Origin of the sequence: Mesorhizobium sp. LCM 4577, assembly GCF_001854795.2 — a bacterium.
In the GTDB taxonomy this organism is placed as follows: domain Bacteria; phylum Pseudomonadota; class Alphaproteobacteria; order Rhizobiales; family Rhizobiaceae; genus Mesorhizobium; species Mesorhizobium plurifarium.
Window position 1 is genome coordinate 615,547 of the sequence record NZ_MDDU01000001.1, and the last position, 16,627, is coordinate 632,173.

Annotated in this window: 15 protein-coding genes; 8 read left to right on the forward strand and 7 right to left on the reverse strand. The window is 64.1% G+C overall.

What is annotated here, in order from left to right:
* Positions 1-2 precede the first annotated feature (2 nt).
* The 7 genes from LCM4577_RS02940 to LCM4577_RS02970 all read left to right on the forward strand — a co-directional run bounded on the left by LCM4577_RS02940 (position 3) and on the right by LCM4577_RS02970 (position 7,014).
* The gene (locus tag LCM4577_RS02940; protein ID WP_041001066.1) at positions 3-2,315 is read left to right on the forward strand and encodes a bifunctional diguanylate cyclase/phosphodiesterase; all 2,313 of its coding nucleotides are present in this window, start codon (positions 3-5) and stop codon (positions 2,313-2,315) included.
* 145 nt (positions 2,316-2,460) lie between these two features.
* A complete protein-coding gene (locus tag LCM4577_RS02945; RefSeq protein WP_040988898.1) occupies positions 2,461-3,240 on the forward strand; it encodes an N-acyl amino acid synthase FeeM domain-containing protein in 780 nt (259 codons plus the stop codon).
* An 86-nt stretch (positions 3,241-3,326) separates the two neighbouring features.
* Positions 3,327-3,476 carry a DUF3096 domain-containing protein gene (locus tag LCM4577_RS02950; RefSeq protein ID WP_023729728.1) on the forward strand — a complete coding sequence of 50 codons (150 nt, stop codon included), beginning with the start codon at positions 3,327-3,329 and terminating at the stop codon, positions 3,474-3,476.
* A 149-nt stretch (positions 3,477-3,625) separates the two neighbouring features.
* Complete coding sequence (locus LCM4577_RS02955) at positions 3,626-3,850, forward strand: aa3-type cytochrome c oxidase subunit IV (RefSeq protein ID WP_071036515.1); 225 nt, start codon at positions 3,626-3,628, stop codon at positions 3,848-3,850.
* 86 nt (positions 3,851-3,936) lie between these two features.
* On the forward strand, positions 3,937-5,190 hold the full coding sequence (locus LCM4577_RS02960; protein WP_071069526.1) for a Re/Si-specific NAD(P)(+) transhydrogenase subunit alpha: 1,254 nt from the start codon (positions 3,937-3,939) through the stop codon (positions 5,188-5,190).
* The gene (locus tag LCM4577_RS02965) at positions 5,190-5,615 is read left to right on the forward strand and encodes a proton-translocating transhydrogenase family protein (RefSeq protein ID WP_041000216.1); all 426 of its coding nucleotides are present in this window, start codon (positions 5,190-5,192) and stop codon (positions 5,613-5,615) included. Before LCM4577_RS02960 ends, LCM4577_RS02965 begins: the two co-directional genes overlap by 1 nt.
* A 1-nt stretch (position 5,616) precedes the next feature.
* Positions 5,617-7,014, forward strand: a complete 1,398-nt coding sequence (locus tag LCM4577_RS02970) for an NAD(P)(+) transhydrogenase (Re/Si-specific) subunit beta (RefSeq protein WP_071069528.1) — start codon at positions 5,617-5,619, stop codon at positions 7,012-7,014.
* A gap of 79 nt (positions 7,015-7,093) precedes the next feature.
* On the opposite strand, the gene gyrB is transcribed toward LCM4577_RS02970, so the two are convergent.
* On the reverse strand, positions 7,094-9,565 hold the full coding sequence (gene gyrB, locus LCM4577_RS02975) for a DNA topoisomerase (ATP-hydrolyzing) subunit B (RefSeq protein WP_041001073.1): 2,472 nt from the start codon (positions 9,563-9,565) through the stop codon (positions 7,094-7,096).
* A gap of 240 nt (positions 9,566-9,805) precedes the next feature.
* Positions 9,806-10,378, reverse strand: a complete 573-nt coding sequence (locus LCM4577_RS02980) for an NADPH-dependent FMN reductase (RefSeq protein ID WP_071036511.1) — start codon at positions 10,376-10,378, stop codon at positions 9,806-9,808.
* Between the two features lie 182 nt (positions 10,379-10,560).
* On the opposite strand from LCM4577_RS02980, the gene LCM4577_RS02985 reads away from it, so the two are divergent.
* Entirely contained in the window at positions 10,561-11,931 is a 1,371-nt protein-coding gene (locus tag LCM4577_RS02985; protein WP_071069530.1) for a cytochrome P450, read from the forward strand.
* 68 nt (positions 11,932-11,999) lie between these two features.
* On the opposite strand, the gene LCM4577_RS02990 is transcribed toward LCM4577_RS02985, so the two are convergent.
* The 5 genes from LCM4577_RS02990 to LCM4577_RS03010 form a co-directional block, all read right to left on the reverse strand.
* Positions 12,000-12,983, reverse strand: a complete 984-nt coding sequence (locus LCM4577_RS02990; protein ID WP_040988882.1) for a complex I NDUFA9 subunit family protein — start codon at positions 12,981-12,983, stop codon at positions 12,000-12,002.
* A 113-nt stretch (positions 12,984-13,096) separates the two neighbouring features.
* Positions 13,097-13,543, reverse strand: coding sequence for a DoxX family protein (locus tag LCM4577_RS02995; RefSeq protein WP_071036509.1), 447 nt, complete (start codon positions 13,541-13,543; stop codon positions 13,097-13,099).
* Positions 13,544-13,888: 345 nt separating this feature from the next.
* Positions 13,889-14,890 carry an Ldh family oxidoreductase gene (locus LCM4577_RS03000; RefSeq protein WP_071069532.1) on the reverse strand — a complete coding sequence of 334 codons (1,002 nt, stop codon included), beginning with the start codon at positions 14,888-14,890 and terminating at the stop codon, positions 13,889-13,891.
* Positions 14,891-14,976: 86 nt separating this feature from the next.
* Positions 14,977-15,786 carry an ABC transporter permease gene (locus LCM4577_RS03005; protein WP_041007213.1) on the reverse strand — a complete coding sequence of 270 codons (810 nt, stop codon included), beginning with the start codon at positions 15,784-15,786 and terminating at the stop codon, positions 14,977-14,979.
* Positions 15,786-16,496 (reverse strand): ABC transporter permease, encoded by a 711-nt coding sequence (locus LCM4577_RS03010; protein ID WP_116389962.1) that lies wholly within the window; start codon positions 16,494-16,496, stop codon positions 15,786-15,788. The genes LCM4577_RS03005 and LCM4577_RS03010 overlap by 1 nt, the downstream gene beginning before the upstream one ends.
* Positions 16,497-16,627: the final 131 nt, after the last annotated feature.

The window sequence follows — 16,627 nt, forward strand, 5'->3', positions numbered from 1 at the left end:
GCGTGAAACTGAGAAAAAAGAGCGAGATCCCGGTCGACGTCTACATCCCGTTCGTGGAAACCTTGTTTCGCGACGGCCTGACGCTTTCCATCGGTTTCTTCGCGCAGACATTGCTGGTCGTCCTGGTCTACTGGAAGACAAAGGACCCAACCTACATAGCTGTTGCAGCTGGACTGCTGACAGTTGCATTCCTGCGCCTGCGCAACATCAGGAAGTACCGCAACGCGCCGTCACCAGCGAACTGGGAGGAGGCACGTCGCCGCGAGAACGATTACATTCTCTACGGTTCCATGCATGGATTCATGCTGGGTGCCTTTTGCTTTGTCGGCATCTATCTGGCGCACGACAACTTCGCAGAAATCGCGGCCGTTTGTGTGACGTTAGCCTCCGCCACCTCGATCGCTGGCCGCAACTACGGCTCGCCCAGGATGGTGATGATCTTCATCATGACCATGACTTGGCCGATCTCACTGGGCTTCATCTTACGCGCCGACCCCTACCATTTCATCCTCGGCCTTTTGTCGGTGCCGTTCCTGTTCGCAATCAAGCGCTTCGCGGATCTTGTCCGCGAGGTGCTTTTTGCGGCCTTGTCGGAAGAGAAGAAGGCCAACCGCCTCGCCCAGCGCTTCAACCGGGCACTCAATACCATGTCGCATGGCCTAGTCATGCTCGGCCCGGATGGGCGCGTCGCGGTGGCCAATGCCGAGGCCGCCCATTTGATGTCGCTGAAGTCGGCCGACTCGCTGCTCGGCCGGTCGATCCACGGTCTTCTGATGCGCGGCGTCGCCGGCGGCATGCTGGCGCCGAAAGACTGCCGCTACATCGAGGCGCAACTGACGCGCGCCCTGCGCGAAGGCCGCGACCGCAAGGTGCTGGTTTCCCTCGCCAACGGCCAGCACTACGAATTCTCGGCCCGCGAAGGCAGCCAGGAACTGGGCGTCATCACTTTCGAGGACGTGACGGCGCGCGTCGAGGCGGAGGAAAAGATCCGCTTCATGGCGCGCTACGACAATCTGACCGGCCTGCCCAACCGCGCCTATTTCCACGAGCTGGTCGGCGAGGCCATGGCCTCCGGCGACCAGGACCGGCTCTGCGGCCTCGCGGTGCTCGATCTCGACGACTTCAAGAGCGTCAACGACACGCTCGGTCATCCGGTCGGCGACGGGTTGATCTATGCCGTGGCCGAGCGCCTCGCCGCGATTGCCGGACCCGGCATCACCGTCAGCCGCTTCGGCGGCGACGAGTTCATGGTCTTCTTCGACCGCGTCGAGGACGAGAGCCACCTCAGCACCCTGCTTGACCAGATCTTCGCGGACCTGCAGGGCGAGGTGGACGTCGCCGGCCACGGCTTGCGCATCCAGGCCAGCGGCGGCGCGGTGCTTTCCAAGGTCAGGGACACCGACGCGGACGCCATGATCGTCAAGGCTGACCTTGCCCTCTACAAGGCCAAGGAGCTCGGCAAGAACAGCTGGCGGCTGTTCGAGGCGGCCATGGATGCCGCTTTCCGCAATCGTCAGCTGATGAAGGCCGATCTGCGCAATGCGGTGCAGGCCAGGGATTTGCGCGTGGTCTATCAGCCCATCGTGGCCGTCAGCACCATGCGCATCGCCAGTTGCGAGGCGCTCTGTCGTTGGGACCATCCCGATCTCGGTCCGATCTCACCCAGTATTTTCATTCCGTTGGCCGAGGAGATGGGCATCATCTCCGACATCAGCACTTTCGTGCTGCATGCGGCCTGCGCGGAGTGCGCCAAATGGCCGGCGCAGACCAGCGTTTCTGTCAATCTCTCGGCAAAGGATTTCCGCAACCGTGACGTGGTCCAGAAGGTACGCGAAGCGCTGGCGGCATCGGGACTTGCGCCGGGACGCCTCGAAATCGAGGTCACCGAGACCGCGCTGCTCGATGACAAGTCGCTGACCAGGCAATATCTCGAGGAATTGAAGCAACTCGGCGTGCGCATAGCGCTCGACGACTTTGGCACCGGCTATTCGAGCCTCAGCTATCTTCACAAGCTGCCGCTCGACAAGATTAAGATCGACCGCTCGTTCCTGATGGACGTCACCCAGAACCGCCGCTCTCTGGAGCTGTTGCGAGGCATCATCAATATGTCCCGGCCACTTGGCCTGTCAGTGACTGTCGAAGGCGTGGAGACCTTTGAGCAACTCAAGATCCTTGCGCTGGAGGTCAACCCGGATCTGGTACAAGGCTTCTTGTTCGGTTCGGCGCTGACTGCCTCTGGTATCGAGACGATGTCAAACACCGTCTGGCCCTTCGCCGAGGAAATCAAGACAGTGGAGAAGGCGGCTCGGCGTTAAATTCTGCCCGCCACGTGCGGCTTTTTAGTACAATTTTACCGATTATTAACCTTAACGCTCGGTAAACAACCTCGATCCGATTTTCATCTTTACATCTGGTGGCCTTGACGTACGGTTGCGATGCGGCTGGTTACGAGGTCAGTAAATGAGTGCGCAGTTGATGGCGCTTCGTCAAAGGGCGGGCGCGGATGGAGTAGATGCGCCAGATCACGCGTCGAATTTCGCTCGCCACGTATACGAAATGCTGGAGCGCACCGAGTATCGCCGATGCGACAAGGGCGAAGATCTCGAGGATATCTACAGGTTACGCTATAAGTCCTACCGCCTGAGCGATATGGTTCCGGAAAATCCCAGCCACATCGTCCATGATGATCTCGACGAAGCGGCCAATTGTTCCAAGTTCGGCATCTATATCGACGGCACGCTGGTCAGCACGCTGCGTATACATCACGCCAGCAGCGCTACGCCGCAGTCACCATCGACGATGGTGTACGGCGACATACTGCGTCCGATGCTGGCGGCGGGTGCGCATTTCGTTGACCCGAGCCGTTTTGCGGCCGACCCGGAATGGTCGCGTGTTTATCCGCTGATTCCCTATCTGACGCTGAGGCTCGCCGGCATGGCCTGCTTCTATTTTGAAGCGCCCTATTGTCTTTCGACCATTCGGCCTGAGCATGCCGGCTTTTACCGCCGCATCTATTGCTCCGAGCAGATCGGTGAGATACGTGATTATCCGGGGCTAAACTACCAGGTAGTGCTTTATCGCGCCAATGTCGCGGCCATCCGTCAGCGGTCTTTCTCGCGCTTCCCCTTCTTCCGCTCCACGCCGATGGAGCAGCGCATGCTGTTCGAGGTGCCCAGTGCCGGGGAGCTTGCGCCGCTGACCATCCTGCCGACGGCCAAATATTATCACGAGGCGGCCTGACGCTTCGCTGGGCCGGCGGAGCTTTTTCACGCCATTCGCGTTGAGGTGGTCGAATGACCTTGGAGCAACGCGAAGAGGATCTCCGCATGACCATCCACTCGCTCGCGCTGACGCCGCTGATCTCGCTGATCGCCGGCGTGCTGATCCTGGTGATGCCGCGGCTCCTCAACTACATCGTCGCGCTTTACCTGATCGTCGTCGGCCTGCTCGGCCTTTTTCCCCATCTCGCCGGCTGAAATCCCCCCTCGCGGCGCGGACGAAGGCATGGCGTTCAATTTCAACTTTCGTTTGAGGCTGTTGTCGCAGGCCGTGCGGCAATAGCGCCATTGCTCTTGGTTCGGCTTTTCGCTATGTGCCTCACAGGCATTTTCGAAGGGGTACTTCCATGGCAGATCACTCGCCGACCGGTCCTGTCGAGCTTGGCGCGCAGATGGACTATGCCGAGCACGAGCGTACCTACAAGGCCTTTCTCGGCCTGGCCAAATACGGCTCGCTGGTGTGTGCCGCCATTCTTATTGCGATGGCCTTCGGCTTCTTCGTCGGCGGCTTCTTCTCGGGGACCATCCTGTTCATCCTGATCATGGCCATCGGCGCCCTCATTCTGCGGTAGATTTCCCAAGCCAATTGCACTTGACGTCACCGGACGTCCCGGCTGACGCTTTGCGCAATCAAGGTTCCAGCCGAAAGGATCATCCGGTGGGACAAATCGTATTCATCCCTCGTGAGGTTGACCCGAACGAGCCGCGCGTCGCGGCCTCGCCCGAGACGGTCAAGCGTCTGGCGGGTCTAGGCTTCGACGTGATCGTCGAGAAGGGCGCCGGCCTCGGCTCCCGCATCCCCGACCAGGACTTCACCGCTGCCGGCGGCGCGATCGGGACGGCGGTCGACGCCAAAAAGGCAGATGTCGTGCTGAAAGTGCGCCGTCCGACGGATGCGGAGCTGAAGGGCTACAAGTCGGGCGCCGCCGTCATCGCTATCATGGACCCCTATGGCAACGATGCGGCGGTGGCGGCGATGGCCAAGGCCGGGATCACCGCCTTTTCCATGGAGTTCATGCCGCGCATCACCCGCGCGCAGGTCATGGACGTGCTGTCGTCGCAAGCCAATCTCGCTGGCTACCAGGCCGTGATCGACGCGGCGGGCGAATATGACCGCGCGCTGCCGATGATGATGACCGCCGCGGGCACGGTGCCGGCCGCCAAGACCTTCATCATGGGCGTCGGCGTCGCCGGCCTGCAGGCGATCGCCACCGCGCGCCGCCTCGGCGCGATCGTCACCGCCACCGACGTGCGCCCGGCGGTGAAAGAGCAGGTGCAGTCGCTCGGCGCCAAGTTCCTGGCGGTCGAGGACGAGGAGTTCAAGGCCGCCGAGACGGCCGGCGGCTACGCCAAGGAGATGTCGAAGGAATATCAGGCCAAGCAGGCGGCGCTGACTGCCGAGCACATCGCCAAGCAGGACATCGTCATCACCACCGCGCTTATCCCCGGCCGCCCGGCGCCGAAGCTGGTGTCGGCGGCCATGGTCGCCTCGATGAAGCCGGGTTCGGTGATCGTCGACCTTGCGGTCGAGCGCGGCGGCAATGTCGAGGGCGCGGTGCCGGGTAAGGTCGTGACCACCGAGAACGGCGTCAAGATCGTCGGCCATCTCAACGTGCCGGGTCGTGTCGCGGCATCCGCCTCGCTGCTCTATGCCAAGAACCTCTACGCCTTCCTCGAGACCATGGTCGACAAGACGACCAAGACGCTTGCCATCAAGCGCGACGACGAACTGGTCAAGGCGACGATGCTGACCGATGCTGGCCAAGTCGTGCATCCTGCCTTCGCCAAGGCGGCGGAAGAGCCGCGCACCGAGCCGGCGGCCATTCCGGCGACGACCATGGTTGCCGATGCCGCCGACGCGAAGCCGGCTACGAAGAAGAAGTCCGCAGCCAAGCCTAAGGGGACCGCGTGATGGACGCCTTGCAGAAAGCTCTCGATCAGCTCGATCAGGCGACCGCCGCCGTACGGCTCGCGGTTCAGGATCTCGCCAACAACGCGCCGGGCGCGGCCGATGCCGCTGGCGGCGCGGCGCACGCGCTCTCGGGCGGCGCCATCGATCCCTTCGTCTTCCGCTTCGCCATCTTCGTGCTGGCGATCTTCGTCGGCTATTATGTCGTCTGGTCGGTGACGCCGGCGCTGCACACACCGCTGATGGCCGTCACCAATGCAATCTCTTCCGTGATCGTCGTCGGCGCGCTGCTCGCGGTCGGCATCGCGGCTTCCGGCCTTGCGGCGGGCTTCGGCTTCGTCGCGCTGGTGCTGGTCTCGGTCAATATCTTCGGCGGCTTCCTGGTCACCCAGCGCATGCTTGCCATGTACAAGAAGAAGGAAAAGTGACGTGACCGTCAATCTCGCTTCCTTCCTCTATCTCGTCTCCGGCATCCTGTTCATCCTGGCGCTGCGCGGCCTATCGCATCCGACCACCAGCCGCCAGGGCAATCTCTACGGCATGATCGGCATGGGCATCGCCATCGTCACCACRCTGGCGCTGGCAACCCCGTCGGCCGGCCGCTTCGGCCTGATCGTGCTCGGTCTCGCCATCGGCGGCGGCATCGGCGCGGTCACCGCGCGCCGCATCGCCATGACCTCGATGCCGCAGCTCGTCGCCGCCTTCCACTCGCTCGTCGGCTTCGCCGCGGTCATGGTCGCGGYCGCCGCGATCTACGCACCGGAAAGCTTCGGCATCGGCACGGCGGGCGACATCCATGCCCAGGCGCTGGTCGAGATGAGCTTGGGCGTGGCCATCGGCGCCATCACCTTCACCGGCTCGGTCATCGCCTTTCTGAAGCTCGACGGCCGCATGTCCGGCAAGCCGATCATGATCGGCGGCCGCCACCTCATCAACATCGTCCTCGGCGTCGCCCTGGTGGTGCTGATCGTGCTTCTGGTCACCACCGAATCCAAGCTTATCTTCTGGTTGATCGTCGCCGCCTCGCTGGTGCTGGGCGTGCTCTTGATCATCCCGATCGGCGGCGCCGACATGCCGGTCGTGGTGTCGATGCTGAATTCCTACTCGGGCTGGGCGGCGGCGGCGCTTGGCTTCACCCTCGGCAATCTGGCGCTGATCATCACCGGCGCGCTGGTCGGCTCGTCGGGTGCGATCCTGTCCTACATCATGTGCAAGGGCATGAACCGCTCGTTCATCTCGGTCATTCTCGGCGGCTTCGGGGGCGAGACGGCGGCAGCAAGCGACGACGGCATCGAGCGCACCGTCAAGCAGGGCTCGGCCGACGACGCCGCTTACCTGATGATGAACGCGCAGAAGGTCATCATCGTGCCAGGCTACGGCATGGCGGTCGCCCAGGCGCAGCATGCGCTACGTGAGATGGCCGACAAGCTCAAGGCCAACGGCGTCGAAGTGAAATACGCCATCCATCCGGTGGCCGGCCGCATGCCCGGCCACATGAACGTCCTTTTGGCGGAGGCGAACGTCCCTTACGATGAAGTGTTCGAGCTCGAGGACATCAACTCCGAATTCGCGCAGGCCGACGTCGCCTATGTCATCGGCGCCAACGACGTCACCAACCCGTCCGCGCGCGACGACAAGTCCTCGCCGATCTACGGCATGCCGATCCTCGACGTCGACAAGGCCCGCACCTGCCTCTTCGTCAAGCGCTCGCTCGGCTCCGGCTATGCCGGCATCGACAACACGCTGTTCTACAAGGACGGCACCATGATGCTGCTCGGCGACGCCAAGAAGATGACCGAGGAAATCGTCAAGGCGATGGATCACTGATCCAGCCCCAGTTCCTGCAATAGAAAAGCCCGCTCGATGCGGGCTTTTTTATTTGCGGAAACTGTCGGCCAGGCCGCGCTCAGATATCCAGGTTAGCCACCGACAGCGCGTTGTCCTGGATGAACTCGCGCCGCGGCTCCACCTCGTCGCCCATCAGTCGCGAGAACAGCGAGTCGGCGTCGGTCGCGTCGTTGACCTTGACTTGCAGCAGCGAGCGCACATTCGGGTCCAGCGTGGTTTCCCACAGCTGCTCGGCATTCATCTCGCCGAGGCCCTTGTAGCGCTGCATGGTGAGGCCCTTGCGGCCGGAAGCGAACACCGCGTTGAGCAGCGCCAACGGCCCCGAAAGCAGCTCCGAGGCTTCCTTGCGGCGCAAGCTGGGCTGTTCGCCATAGACTTCCGAAAGCCGCGGCGCATAGCGGTCGAGCTGGCGCGCATCGGCCGAATTGATCAATCCGGCATCGAGCTGCACCACATCCTTCACGCCGCGCACGGTGCGCTCGAAGACATAGCCGCCCGAGCTGTCATTGGAAGTCGAAAGCCGTCCGGTCCAGCCGCGCTCGGTCTCCTCTGCGATCATGTCCAGCCGCTTCGCGACACGCTCGGCCATCGCGGTGGCGCGRCCGAGATCGGCAAGCACGTCGGCGTTGAGCGCGCCGGCGATTGCGGCCTGTTCGACGACGTCGCGGTTGTAGCGCGTATGCAGCCCGTTGATCAGCTGGCGCACCGCCAGCGCGTCGTCGACGGAGGCGCGCAGGTCCTGCCCGACCCGCACCTCGCCGGAGGCAAGCACCAGCGAAGCCTCGTCCAGTCCTGACTCGATCAGGTATTCCTCATAGGCGCTCTCGTCCTTGAGATATTGCGAGCTCTTGCCCCGTGTCACTTTGTAAAGCGGCGGCTGGGCGATGTAGAGATGGCCGCGTTCGATCAGCTCCGGCATCTGCCGGAAGAAGAAGGTGAGCAAGAGCGTGCGGATGTGGGCGCCGTCGACGTCGGCGTCGGTCATCAGGATGATCTTGTGGTAGCGCAGCTTGTCGGCGTTGAATTCGTCCTTGCCGATCGAGGTGCCGAGCGCGGTGATCAGCGTGCCGATCATGTCGGAGGAGAGCATGCGGTCGAAGCGGGCGCGCTCCACGTTCAGGATCTTGCCGCGCAGCGGCAGGATCGCCTGGTTCTGGCGCGAGCGTCCGCCCTTGGCTGAGCCACCGGCCGAGTCACCCTCGACGATGAAGATTTCCGACTTCGCCGGATCGCGCTCCTGGCAGTCCGCGAGCTTGCCGGGCAGCGAGGTGACGCCGAGCGTGCTCTTGCGCGTGATGTCGCGCGCCTTGCGCGCGGCCTCGCGCGCGGCGGCCGCCTGGATCACCTTCTCGACCACGACCCTGCCTTCGCTCGGATGCTCTTCGAGCCAGGTGCCCAGCGCCTCGTTGACCAGGCTCTCCACCACCGGACGCACCTCGGAGGAGACCAGCTTGTCCTTGGTCTGCGAGGAGAATTTCGGGTCCGGCACCTTGACCGAGAGCACCGCGGTCAGGCCTTCGCGGCAGTCGTCGCCGGTCAGCGAGACCTTTTCCTTCTTGGTCTGACCCGACGATTCGCCATAGCCGGTGATCTGCCTGGTCAGCGCCGCGCGGAAGCCCGCCAGATGCGTGCCGCCGTCGCGCTGCGGGATGTTGTTGGTGAAGGCCAGCACGTTCTCGTGGTAGCTGTCGTTCCACCACATCGCGACTTCGACGGTGATGCCGTCGCGCTCGGCGCGGATGGCGATCGGCGCCTCGATCAGCGGCTTCTTCACCCGGTCGAGATATTTGACGAACTCTTCCAGGCCGCCGTCATAGTGCAATTCATGGCGCACGAGATCGGCATGGCGCGCGTCGGTCAGGATGATGCGCACGCCGGAATTGAGGAAGGCAAGCTCGCGCAGGCGATGCTCCAGCGTGCCGAAATCGAATTCGATCATGCTGAAGGTCTCGGCCGACGGGAAGAAGGTGATCTCGCTGCCGCTACGGCCCTCATAGGTGCCGGGCTGCTTGTCCTGCACATAGGTGCCGGTGACCTTAAGCGGCGCGTCGGCATTGCCATGCGTGAAGCTCATCTCGAAGATTTCGCCGTTGCGGCGGATCTTGAGCCTTAGCCAGGCGGAAAGCGCGTTGACCACCGAGACGCCAACGCCGTGCAGGCCGCCGGAGACCTTATAAGAGTTCTGGTCGAATTTGCCGCCGGCATGCAGCTGCGTCATGATCACTTCGGCCGCCGAAACGCCCTCCGAGGGGTGGATATCGGTCGGAATCCCGCGGCCATTGTCGATGACTGTCACCGAACCGTCGGGGTTGAGCGTCACCGAGACGAGGTCGGCGTGGCCGGCCAGCGCCTCGTCGATGGCGTTGTCCACCACCTCATAGACCATGTGATGCAGGCCCGAGCCGTCATCGGTGTCGCCGATATACATGCCCGGACGCTTGCGGACAGCATCCAACCCCTTCAAAACCTTAATGGAATCGGCGCCGTACTCGGCTTCCACGCCAATGGCGCTTTCGGTCTGGTCGCTCATGAATACCTGTCTGATTGATGTCGATGGTCCGGCGCGGAAAAATGGCCGCGAATCGCGCCGTTTTGATGTCCTAGATATAGGCGCAAACGGTTGCTTTTCCAAGGTTTGCGGCCATTTTGCCGGCTTGGCGAGCGGTCTTTCCACGCCGGCGCGAGATGCTGGCCTGTTGAGGCGGGGATTCGATCGCGAAAGCCGCGCCGAAACGCGGCCTCGCAAGTGCAGTCGAGGAGGATTCCGTGCCTATGCGGCGGCCCGCAATGCCTTCAGCGCCTCGCTCCAGCGGGACAGTTCGTCGAGCATGGTCTTGGCGCCTCCCTGCACCTGCTCGCTCGGGTGAAAGGCGCGGTCCTGGTCGAGCAGCGTCGCATAGGCCGGCAGCGCCACGCCTTCGGGGATCGGCATGACGCCGACGGAGGTGAGCAGCGGCTTCAGCGATTGCGCCGCGCGCAGGCCGCCGGACACGCCGCCATAGCTGAAGATCGCGGCCGGCTTGTAGCGCCATTCATGGACCAGATAGTCGATCGCGTTCACGATCGCCGGCGCCACGAAATAGTTATACTCCGGGGCGACGAACACGAAGGCGTCGGCGGCATCGATCGCCTTCGACCAGGCCTTGGTGTGGTCGTTCTCGTATTTACGCAGGCGCGGATGGTGCGGCTCGTCGAGCATCGGCAGGTTGAACGCCGCGATGTCGGTCAGCACCGGCTCGAACTTGCCGTGCTCGCGCGCGAAGCCTTCCAGCCATTCGCCGAAAATCGGCCCGGCGCGTCCCGGCCGCGTGCTGCCGATGATGATGTCCAGACGATGCTTCACGGGGAACTCCTTGCTTGGCGGTATCCGTTGGTGACTAACGTAAGGTTCCGCCGGCAACAAGCAGCTACCGGCTGATGTCGGTCACATTCCGGCGACATGTGGCGACCGCGCGCTGCCGTCCGGCCACATGGACGCCGGTCTCGTCGGGCACTACATTCGGCGCTGACAGCGGAGCATGCTTCATGGACACCAAGCCCGCCCCCTTCGTGCCGCCGGCGCCTACGCCGCGCACAAAGCCGCCTTCGACGCTGGAGATGATGCGCATCGTCTACCGCAATCCGCTCGAGCTGTGGGGCGAGCACACCTACAACGAGCCCTGGATCTCGGTGACCGGCATCGGCGGCCCGCTGGTGATCGCCAACGATCCTGGTCTGATCCGCCATGTGCTGATCGATAATGCCAAAAACTACAAGATGGCGACGGTGCGCCAGCTGATCCTGCGCCCGATCCTGCGCGACGGGCTGCTGACCGCCGAGGGCGAGGTCTGGAAGCGATCGCGCAAGGCGATGGCGCCGGTATTTACGCCGCGCCACATCTTCGGTTTCGCCGAGCCGATGCTGAAGCGCACGCTGGAGTTCGTCACCCGCTACGAGGCCGGCGGTACGACCGATGTCGCCCACGACATGACGCTGCTCACCTATGACATCCTGGCCGAGACGCTGTTCTCCGGGGAGATCGCCGGCGAGCAGGGCAGTTTCGCCACGGAGATCGACCGCCTGTTCGAGACCATGGGCCGCGTCGATCCGCTCGACCTTCTGCGCGCGCCGGAATGGCTGCCGCGCCTGACCCGCATACGCGGCCGCAAGACCATGGCCTATTTCCGCGACATCGTCGCCGGCACGGTGAGGATGCGCGAAGAGCGGATGAAGCGCGATCCGGGTGGCGTGCCGCAGGATTTCCTCACGCTTCTGCTGCGCGCTGAGGGGCCGGATGGGCTGACCCGCGCCGAGGTCGAGGACAACATCATCACCTTCATCGGCGCCGGCCATGAGACGACCGCGCGGGCGCTGGGCTGGACGATCTATTGCCTGGCCGAAGCGCCCTGGGAGCGCGACAAGGTCGAGCAGGAGATCGACGCCGTGCTGGCGCGCGAGCCCGATCCGACGAAGTGGCTGGATGCCATGCCGCTTACCCGCGCCGCGTTCGAGGAAGCGCTGCGGCTCTACCCGCCGGCGCCCTCGATCAACCGCGAGCCGATCGAGCCGGAGACCTGGAACGGTCTCTACATTCCGAAATACGCCGCCGTGCTGGTGATGCCCTGGGTCGTGCATCGCCACCGCAAACTATGGGACAGGCCGGACGCTTTCCTGCCCGAACGCTTCCATCCGGAAAACCGCGACAGGATCGACCGCTTCCAGTACCTGCCCTTCGGCGCCGGCCCGCGTGTCTGCATCGGCGCCAGCTTCGCCATGCAGGAGGCGATCATCGCGCTGGCGATCCTGTTGTCGCGCTTCCGCTTCGACGCGACGTCCGAGACGCGGCCATGGCCGGTGCAGAAGCTCACCACGCAGCCGCAGGGCGGCCTGCCGATGCAGGTCTCCCGGCGGGCGTAATCAATGCATGTCGCCCAGAAGTGTGCAGCGGTTCTGGGATAACGACATGTATCAAAACTCAGAATCTTCTAACGGTCGGCGATCGGCCGGCGCTGCTGGAACTGGCCGGCGGCGCGGAAGCGCCAGAGATAGCTGGGCAGGATGGTGGCGATCGCCTGCGGCTGGATGCCCAGCCCGGCAAGCGTCCTGCCGGCCTTGGCGGCTCCGTCCGAGACCACGTTGTGCTCGCGCAGCTGCAGCACCTGGTCCCTGGTCAGGAGCGGATTGGGCAGCAGCTGAAGGATCGACGCCTGGATGTTCGCCACCCACCACGGCACCGGCACCAGCAGGCGCCTGCGGTCGATGACCGCGAGCAGCTCCTCCATGCATTCCTTGAAGGTCAGCACCTGCGGGCCGCCGAGCTCGTAGATCTGGCCGCCCTTGACCTCGCCGTCGACCGAGCGCGCGATCGCTTCGGCGACGTCGCCGACATAGACCGGCTGCAGCTTGTTCTGTCCGCCGCCGATCAGAGGCAGGACGGGTGAGAGGCGCGCCATGCCGGCGAAGCGGTTGAAGAAGCGGTCCTCCGGTCCGAAATTGATCGACGGCCGGAAGATGACGGCATCGGGAACCGTCTCGAACACTGCTTTCTCGCCGAGCGCCTTGGTGCGTGCGTAGGCCGAAGGCGAATTGAGATCGGCGCCGAGCGCCGAGATCTGGGTGAGGCCGGCGCCGACCGAGCGTGCCGCCTCGGCGACAGCGCGCGCGCCGAAATCGTGCACGGCGCCGAATTTCTGGCGGCCGGTCTCATGCAGGATGGCGACCAGGTTGACGACATGGTCGGCGCCCTGCACGGCGCGGTCGACCGACCAGCGCACGCGCACATTGGCCTGCACCGGCTGGATCTGGCCGACATTGCCGAGCGGCTGCACATGGCCGGCAAGGTCGGGCCGCCGGCAGGCAACCCGGATGCGATAGCCGCGCTTGGCGAGCGCCCGCACGACATGGCGACCGACGAAGCCCGAGCCGCCGAAGACGACAACGAGCTTGGGGGTCTGCAGGATTTCGGTCATGATTGGCTCCGCGCGCGTGCTTGGCTGAAGCCGTTTCTTAATCCGTTTCTCGCCAAAGGCAAAGAGCGACCGGAGGTCGCCATTGCCTTGTTTCGCATCGAGGTTCAGGCGGCTCAGAAAGCCCGGCCGATGCGAGCGTCGACCGAATGCCGATTGCCGCCGCGGATGACGAAGAAGGCGAGGATCGCCGCCCAAAGCAGCGATTTTTCGGCGCCTGAAAAACCCTCCCCCATGGTCACCCAATGGAACCACACGGTGACAAGAAGCACGATCAGGCCGGCGAAAGCGGCAGGACGGGTGAAGAGGCCGAGGGCGATCAGGATGCCGCCGAAGAATTCGGTGCAGGCGAGCAGCGGCGACCAGAACGCGCCGGGATAGAAGCCCAGCCCCTCGACCATCTCCGTGGCGCCGAACGGATTGACGATCTTTTGCGAGCCGTGGATGGCCAGGAAGCCGCCGGCGACAGCGCGCAGCAGGGTTTCGCCGGCGGCATGCAATGCCGAATAGAGACGGCCAAGCGCCGGAATGATCAGATTTGCGCGGTCGGTGGTCGCGGACATCGTAGCTCCTGTTTGTGGCAATACAGGCAGACGCCCGACGGCTCCGGGCAAGTCAAGTTAACAAAAGTTAACCATTGAATTTCGAGTGGCTGACGAACAAACGCAGAAAACCCCGCCGAAGCGGGGTTTTCCGGGCAGTGTCCACGCCGAAGCAGGGTCCAACGAGGCGGCCTGACCTGAGACGGTATCAAGGTGGCGTGAAGCAAGCACGCCCGCCCCGCCCTGAACGCCCGGCGCGGCGCCGCCAACCGCGAGCCGGACGAAGCCAACCAAGGCGGCTCGCGGCGTGGGGTGCCGCGGATGCGTCGCGTCAGGTCGGGAAAAGGTTCAATCGCGCGGGAAAAATCAGGCCGAATAACGCTCGGCGAATTCCGAAATGCGCTGCACGACCGCCCTGGACGTGGTGATGCCGCGCGCCTTTGCCTTCTCGGCGGCCTCGGCGCGGGAGCGTCCGGGAATATGCACGCCATAGCGCCGCCGCAGCCGGTCGAGCTGGTCCTTCATGCGCTGCTCGAAATCCGGGTCGAGCAGTTTTGGCTCTATGGCCAGGACGAAAAGGCCGGTTCCGGGGCTGTCCGGCCCGCCGGTGAACCATGGCGCGTCGAGCGACCAGTTGGCGCCGGAAATGCCCGCGGCCAGCACCTCGACCATAAGGGCGATGTTGGCGCCGCGCTGGCCGCCAAAGGCAAGCATCGCGCCCTTCATCGCCGCCGCCGGATCGGTGGTCGGGTTGCCGCTGGCGTCCAGCGCCCAGCCTTCGGGTATCTTCTTGCCGTCCTCGGCCGCCTTGCGGATGTTGACGAAGGCGGTCGCGCTCGACGACTGGTCGATGACCAGCGGCGGTCCGTCGGCGGCGGGCGAGGCAAAGGACATCGGATTGGTGCAATAGACCGGCTTGACCGAGCCTGAGCCGGCCAGCACCGCCGGCCCGTTGGTGGCGGCGAAGGACACCAGCCCCTGTTCGGCCAGCCGCCCGGTGAAATAGCCGAGCGCGCCGCAAGTATAGGCGTTCTTCTGCGAGAAGATCGAGACGCCGAACAGTTTCGCCGCCTTGACCAGGTCATCGATCGTGCGGTCGAAACCGGTATGGGCAAGCCCGCCGCCCGCATCCGAAAGATAGACGGCGAGCGCCGGCCTGGTGATCACCGGATCGGCATTGCCGTCGATGCGGCCGGCTTCGAGTGCCTCCAGATAGTCGATGAAATGCGATAGCCCGACCGTCGACAGGCCTTCGGCCTCGGCCGCGATGATGGAAGCGGTCAGCGACTGTGCCGCCTCCTCATTGGCGCCGGCGCCGAGCGCCGCCATCCGGCATAGGCCTGTTGCCTGGTCGAGGGTGAGTTGCATCAGAGTTGCCCTGCAGCAAGTAGCGAATAGGGAATAGCGAGTAGGGGAGATAAAGGAACTACTCGCTATTCGCTACTCTCTATTCGCTAACCGATTTTGACCGGAATCCGCGCCTCGATCCGGCTGAAGACGAAGACCAGGATGCCCGTGATGGTCATATAGATCAGCGCCAGAAGCAGCAAAGGCTCGTAGGTCAGATAGGTGTCCTGGCGCACCTTGGAGGAGACGGCGAAGATGTCGATGACGCTGATCGTCGCCACCAGCGGTGTCGACTTCAGCTGCAGCACCGTCTCGCCCGTCAGCGTCGGCAACGCCCGGTAGAAGGCTTGCGGCAGCCAGATGCGGCGGAAGATTTTCCAACGGCTCATGCCGAAGGCGCGGGCGGCCTCGAGCTGGCCTCTCGGCACGCCGGCAAAGGCGCCGCGCATCACCTCGCCCTCATAGCCCGCGAAGGAAAAGGTCAGTGCCACCACGGCATAGGGCCAGGCCTGCCTGAGATATGGCCACAGCCAGGATTCGCGGATCCACGGATATTGCGGGAAGATCGAGCCGAGACCGTAATAGAGCAGCCAGAGCTGCAGGAGCAGCGGCGTCCCCCGGATGATGGTGCAGAAGGCCTTTGCCGGCGCCGAGAACCAGATCGGTCCGCCGGCTTGGGCGAGGCCGAGCGGCACGGCAAGCGCAAAGCCCAGCGCGCAGGTGACGGCGAGGATCCAGAGCGCCCGCCAGATGCCTATCAGGCCCATTTCCCAATATTGCGGCAGCCAGTCCCAGCGCATGAAGAAGGCTGCGCAGAGCACCAGCGCCAAGGCGATCAGGATGAGCACGATGCGGTGCGGCTTGAGCCAGATTGAGGCGCGCGCCGCCATGTTGATCGCGGTGGCTTCGGCCGTCATCAGCGCGCCTCCTTGACGGAGGGCATGCCGCGCCGCGACCAGGCCTCGACGCGGCCGATGATCAGGTTCGAGAACAGCGTGAGCGCGAGATAGAGCGCGCCGGCCGCGAGATAGAAGAGCAGATAGGCCTTGGTGACGCCGGCCGCCTGGCGCGTCGCCAGCGTCAGTTCGAAGAAGCCGACGACGGCAAGCAGCGCGGTGTCCTTGGTGGCGATCAGCCACAGATTGGCAAGGCCGGGAATGGCGAAGGGCAGCATGGCCGGCAGCGTTATACGCCGCAGCATCAGGCCGGGCGGCATGCCGTAGGCTCGGGCAGCCTCGATCTGGCCTTGCGGGATGGCGAGGATGGCGCCGCGGATGACTTCGGTCGAATAGGCGCCCTGGACGAAACCCAGCACGAAAATGCCGGCCGCGAGCCCGCTGATGTCGACGCGGCTGTAGCCCATCGCCGTCAGCACCTGGTTGATGAGGTCGGTGCCGGCATAATAAAGCAGCAGGATCAGCACCAGTTCCGGCACCGCGCGGACCACCGTGGTGTAGACGGCCAGAAGGTCGCGCGTCACCGGGCCGCCATAGAGCTTGCCGAAGGCGCCGGCGGTGCCGATCATGAGTCCGAGGCAGGTGGCGCCCACGGCGATCTCGATCGAATGCAGCAGCCCGACCAGCAGCGTGCCGCCCCAGCCGGGCGCCACGGGTGACAGGAGTTCCATGATGCCGGCCGCGGAGGCCGGAAGAAAGGCGTCGATCAGCTTCGCCCCCGGATTGCTGGGCTAGAGAGTTTCACCGTTCACGGAAACGGCGAACCACTCTATCTCTTTGTTCTCACGCAATTCCGGACGGA

Excerpts from the sequence above, each read along its gene's own strand:
- LCM4577_RS02945 (WP_040988898.1), top strand. The coding sequence starts at position 2,461 with ATGAGTGCGCAGTTGATGGCGCTTCGTCAAAGGGCGGGCGCGGATGGA.
- LCM4577_RS02950 (WP_023729728.1), top strand. The coding sequence starts at position 3,327 with ATGACCATCCACTCGCTCGCGCTGACGCCGCTGATCTCGCTGATCGCC.
- LCM4577_RS02955 (WP_071036515.1), top strand. The coding sequence starts at position 3,626 with ATGGCAGATCACTCGCCGACCGGTCCTGTCGAGCTTGGCGCGCAGATG.
- LCM4577_RS02965 (WP_041000216.1), top strand. The coding sequence starts at position 5,190 with ATGGACGCCTTGCAGAAAGCTCTCGATCAGCTCGATCAGGCGACCGCC.
- LCM4577_RS02985 (WP_071069530.1), top strand. The coding sequence starts at position 10,561 with ATGGACACCAAGCCCGCCCCCTTCGTGCCGCCGGCGCCTACGCCGCGC.
- LCM4577_RS02990 (WP_040988882.1), bottom strand. The coding sequence starts at position 12,983 with ATGACCGAAATCCTGCAGACCCCCAAGCTCGTTGTCGTCTTCGGCGGC.
- LCM4577_RS02995 (WP_071036509.1), bottom strand. The coding sequence starts at position 13,543 with ATGTCCGCGACCACCGACCGCGCAAATCTGATCATTCCGGCGCTTGGC.
- LCM4577_RS03000 (WP_071069532.1), bottom strand. The coding sequence starts at position 14,890 with ATGCAACTCACCCTCGACCAGGCAACAGGCCTATGCCGGATGGCGGCG.
- LCM4577_RS03005 (WP_041007213.1), bottom strand. The coding sequence starts at position 15,786 with ATGACGGCCGAAGCCACCGCGATCAACATGGCGGCGCGCGCCTCAATC.
- LCM4577_RS03010 (WP_116389962.1), bottom strand. The coding sequence starts at position 16,496 with ATGGAACTCCTGTCACCCGTGGCGCCCGGCTGGGGCGGCACGCTGCTG.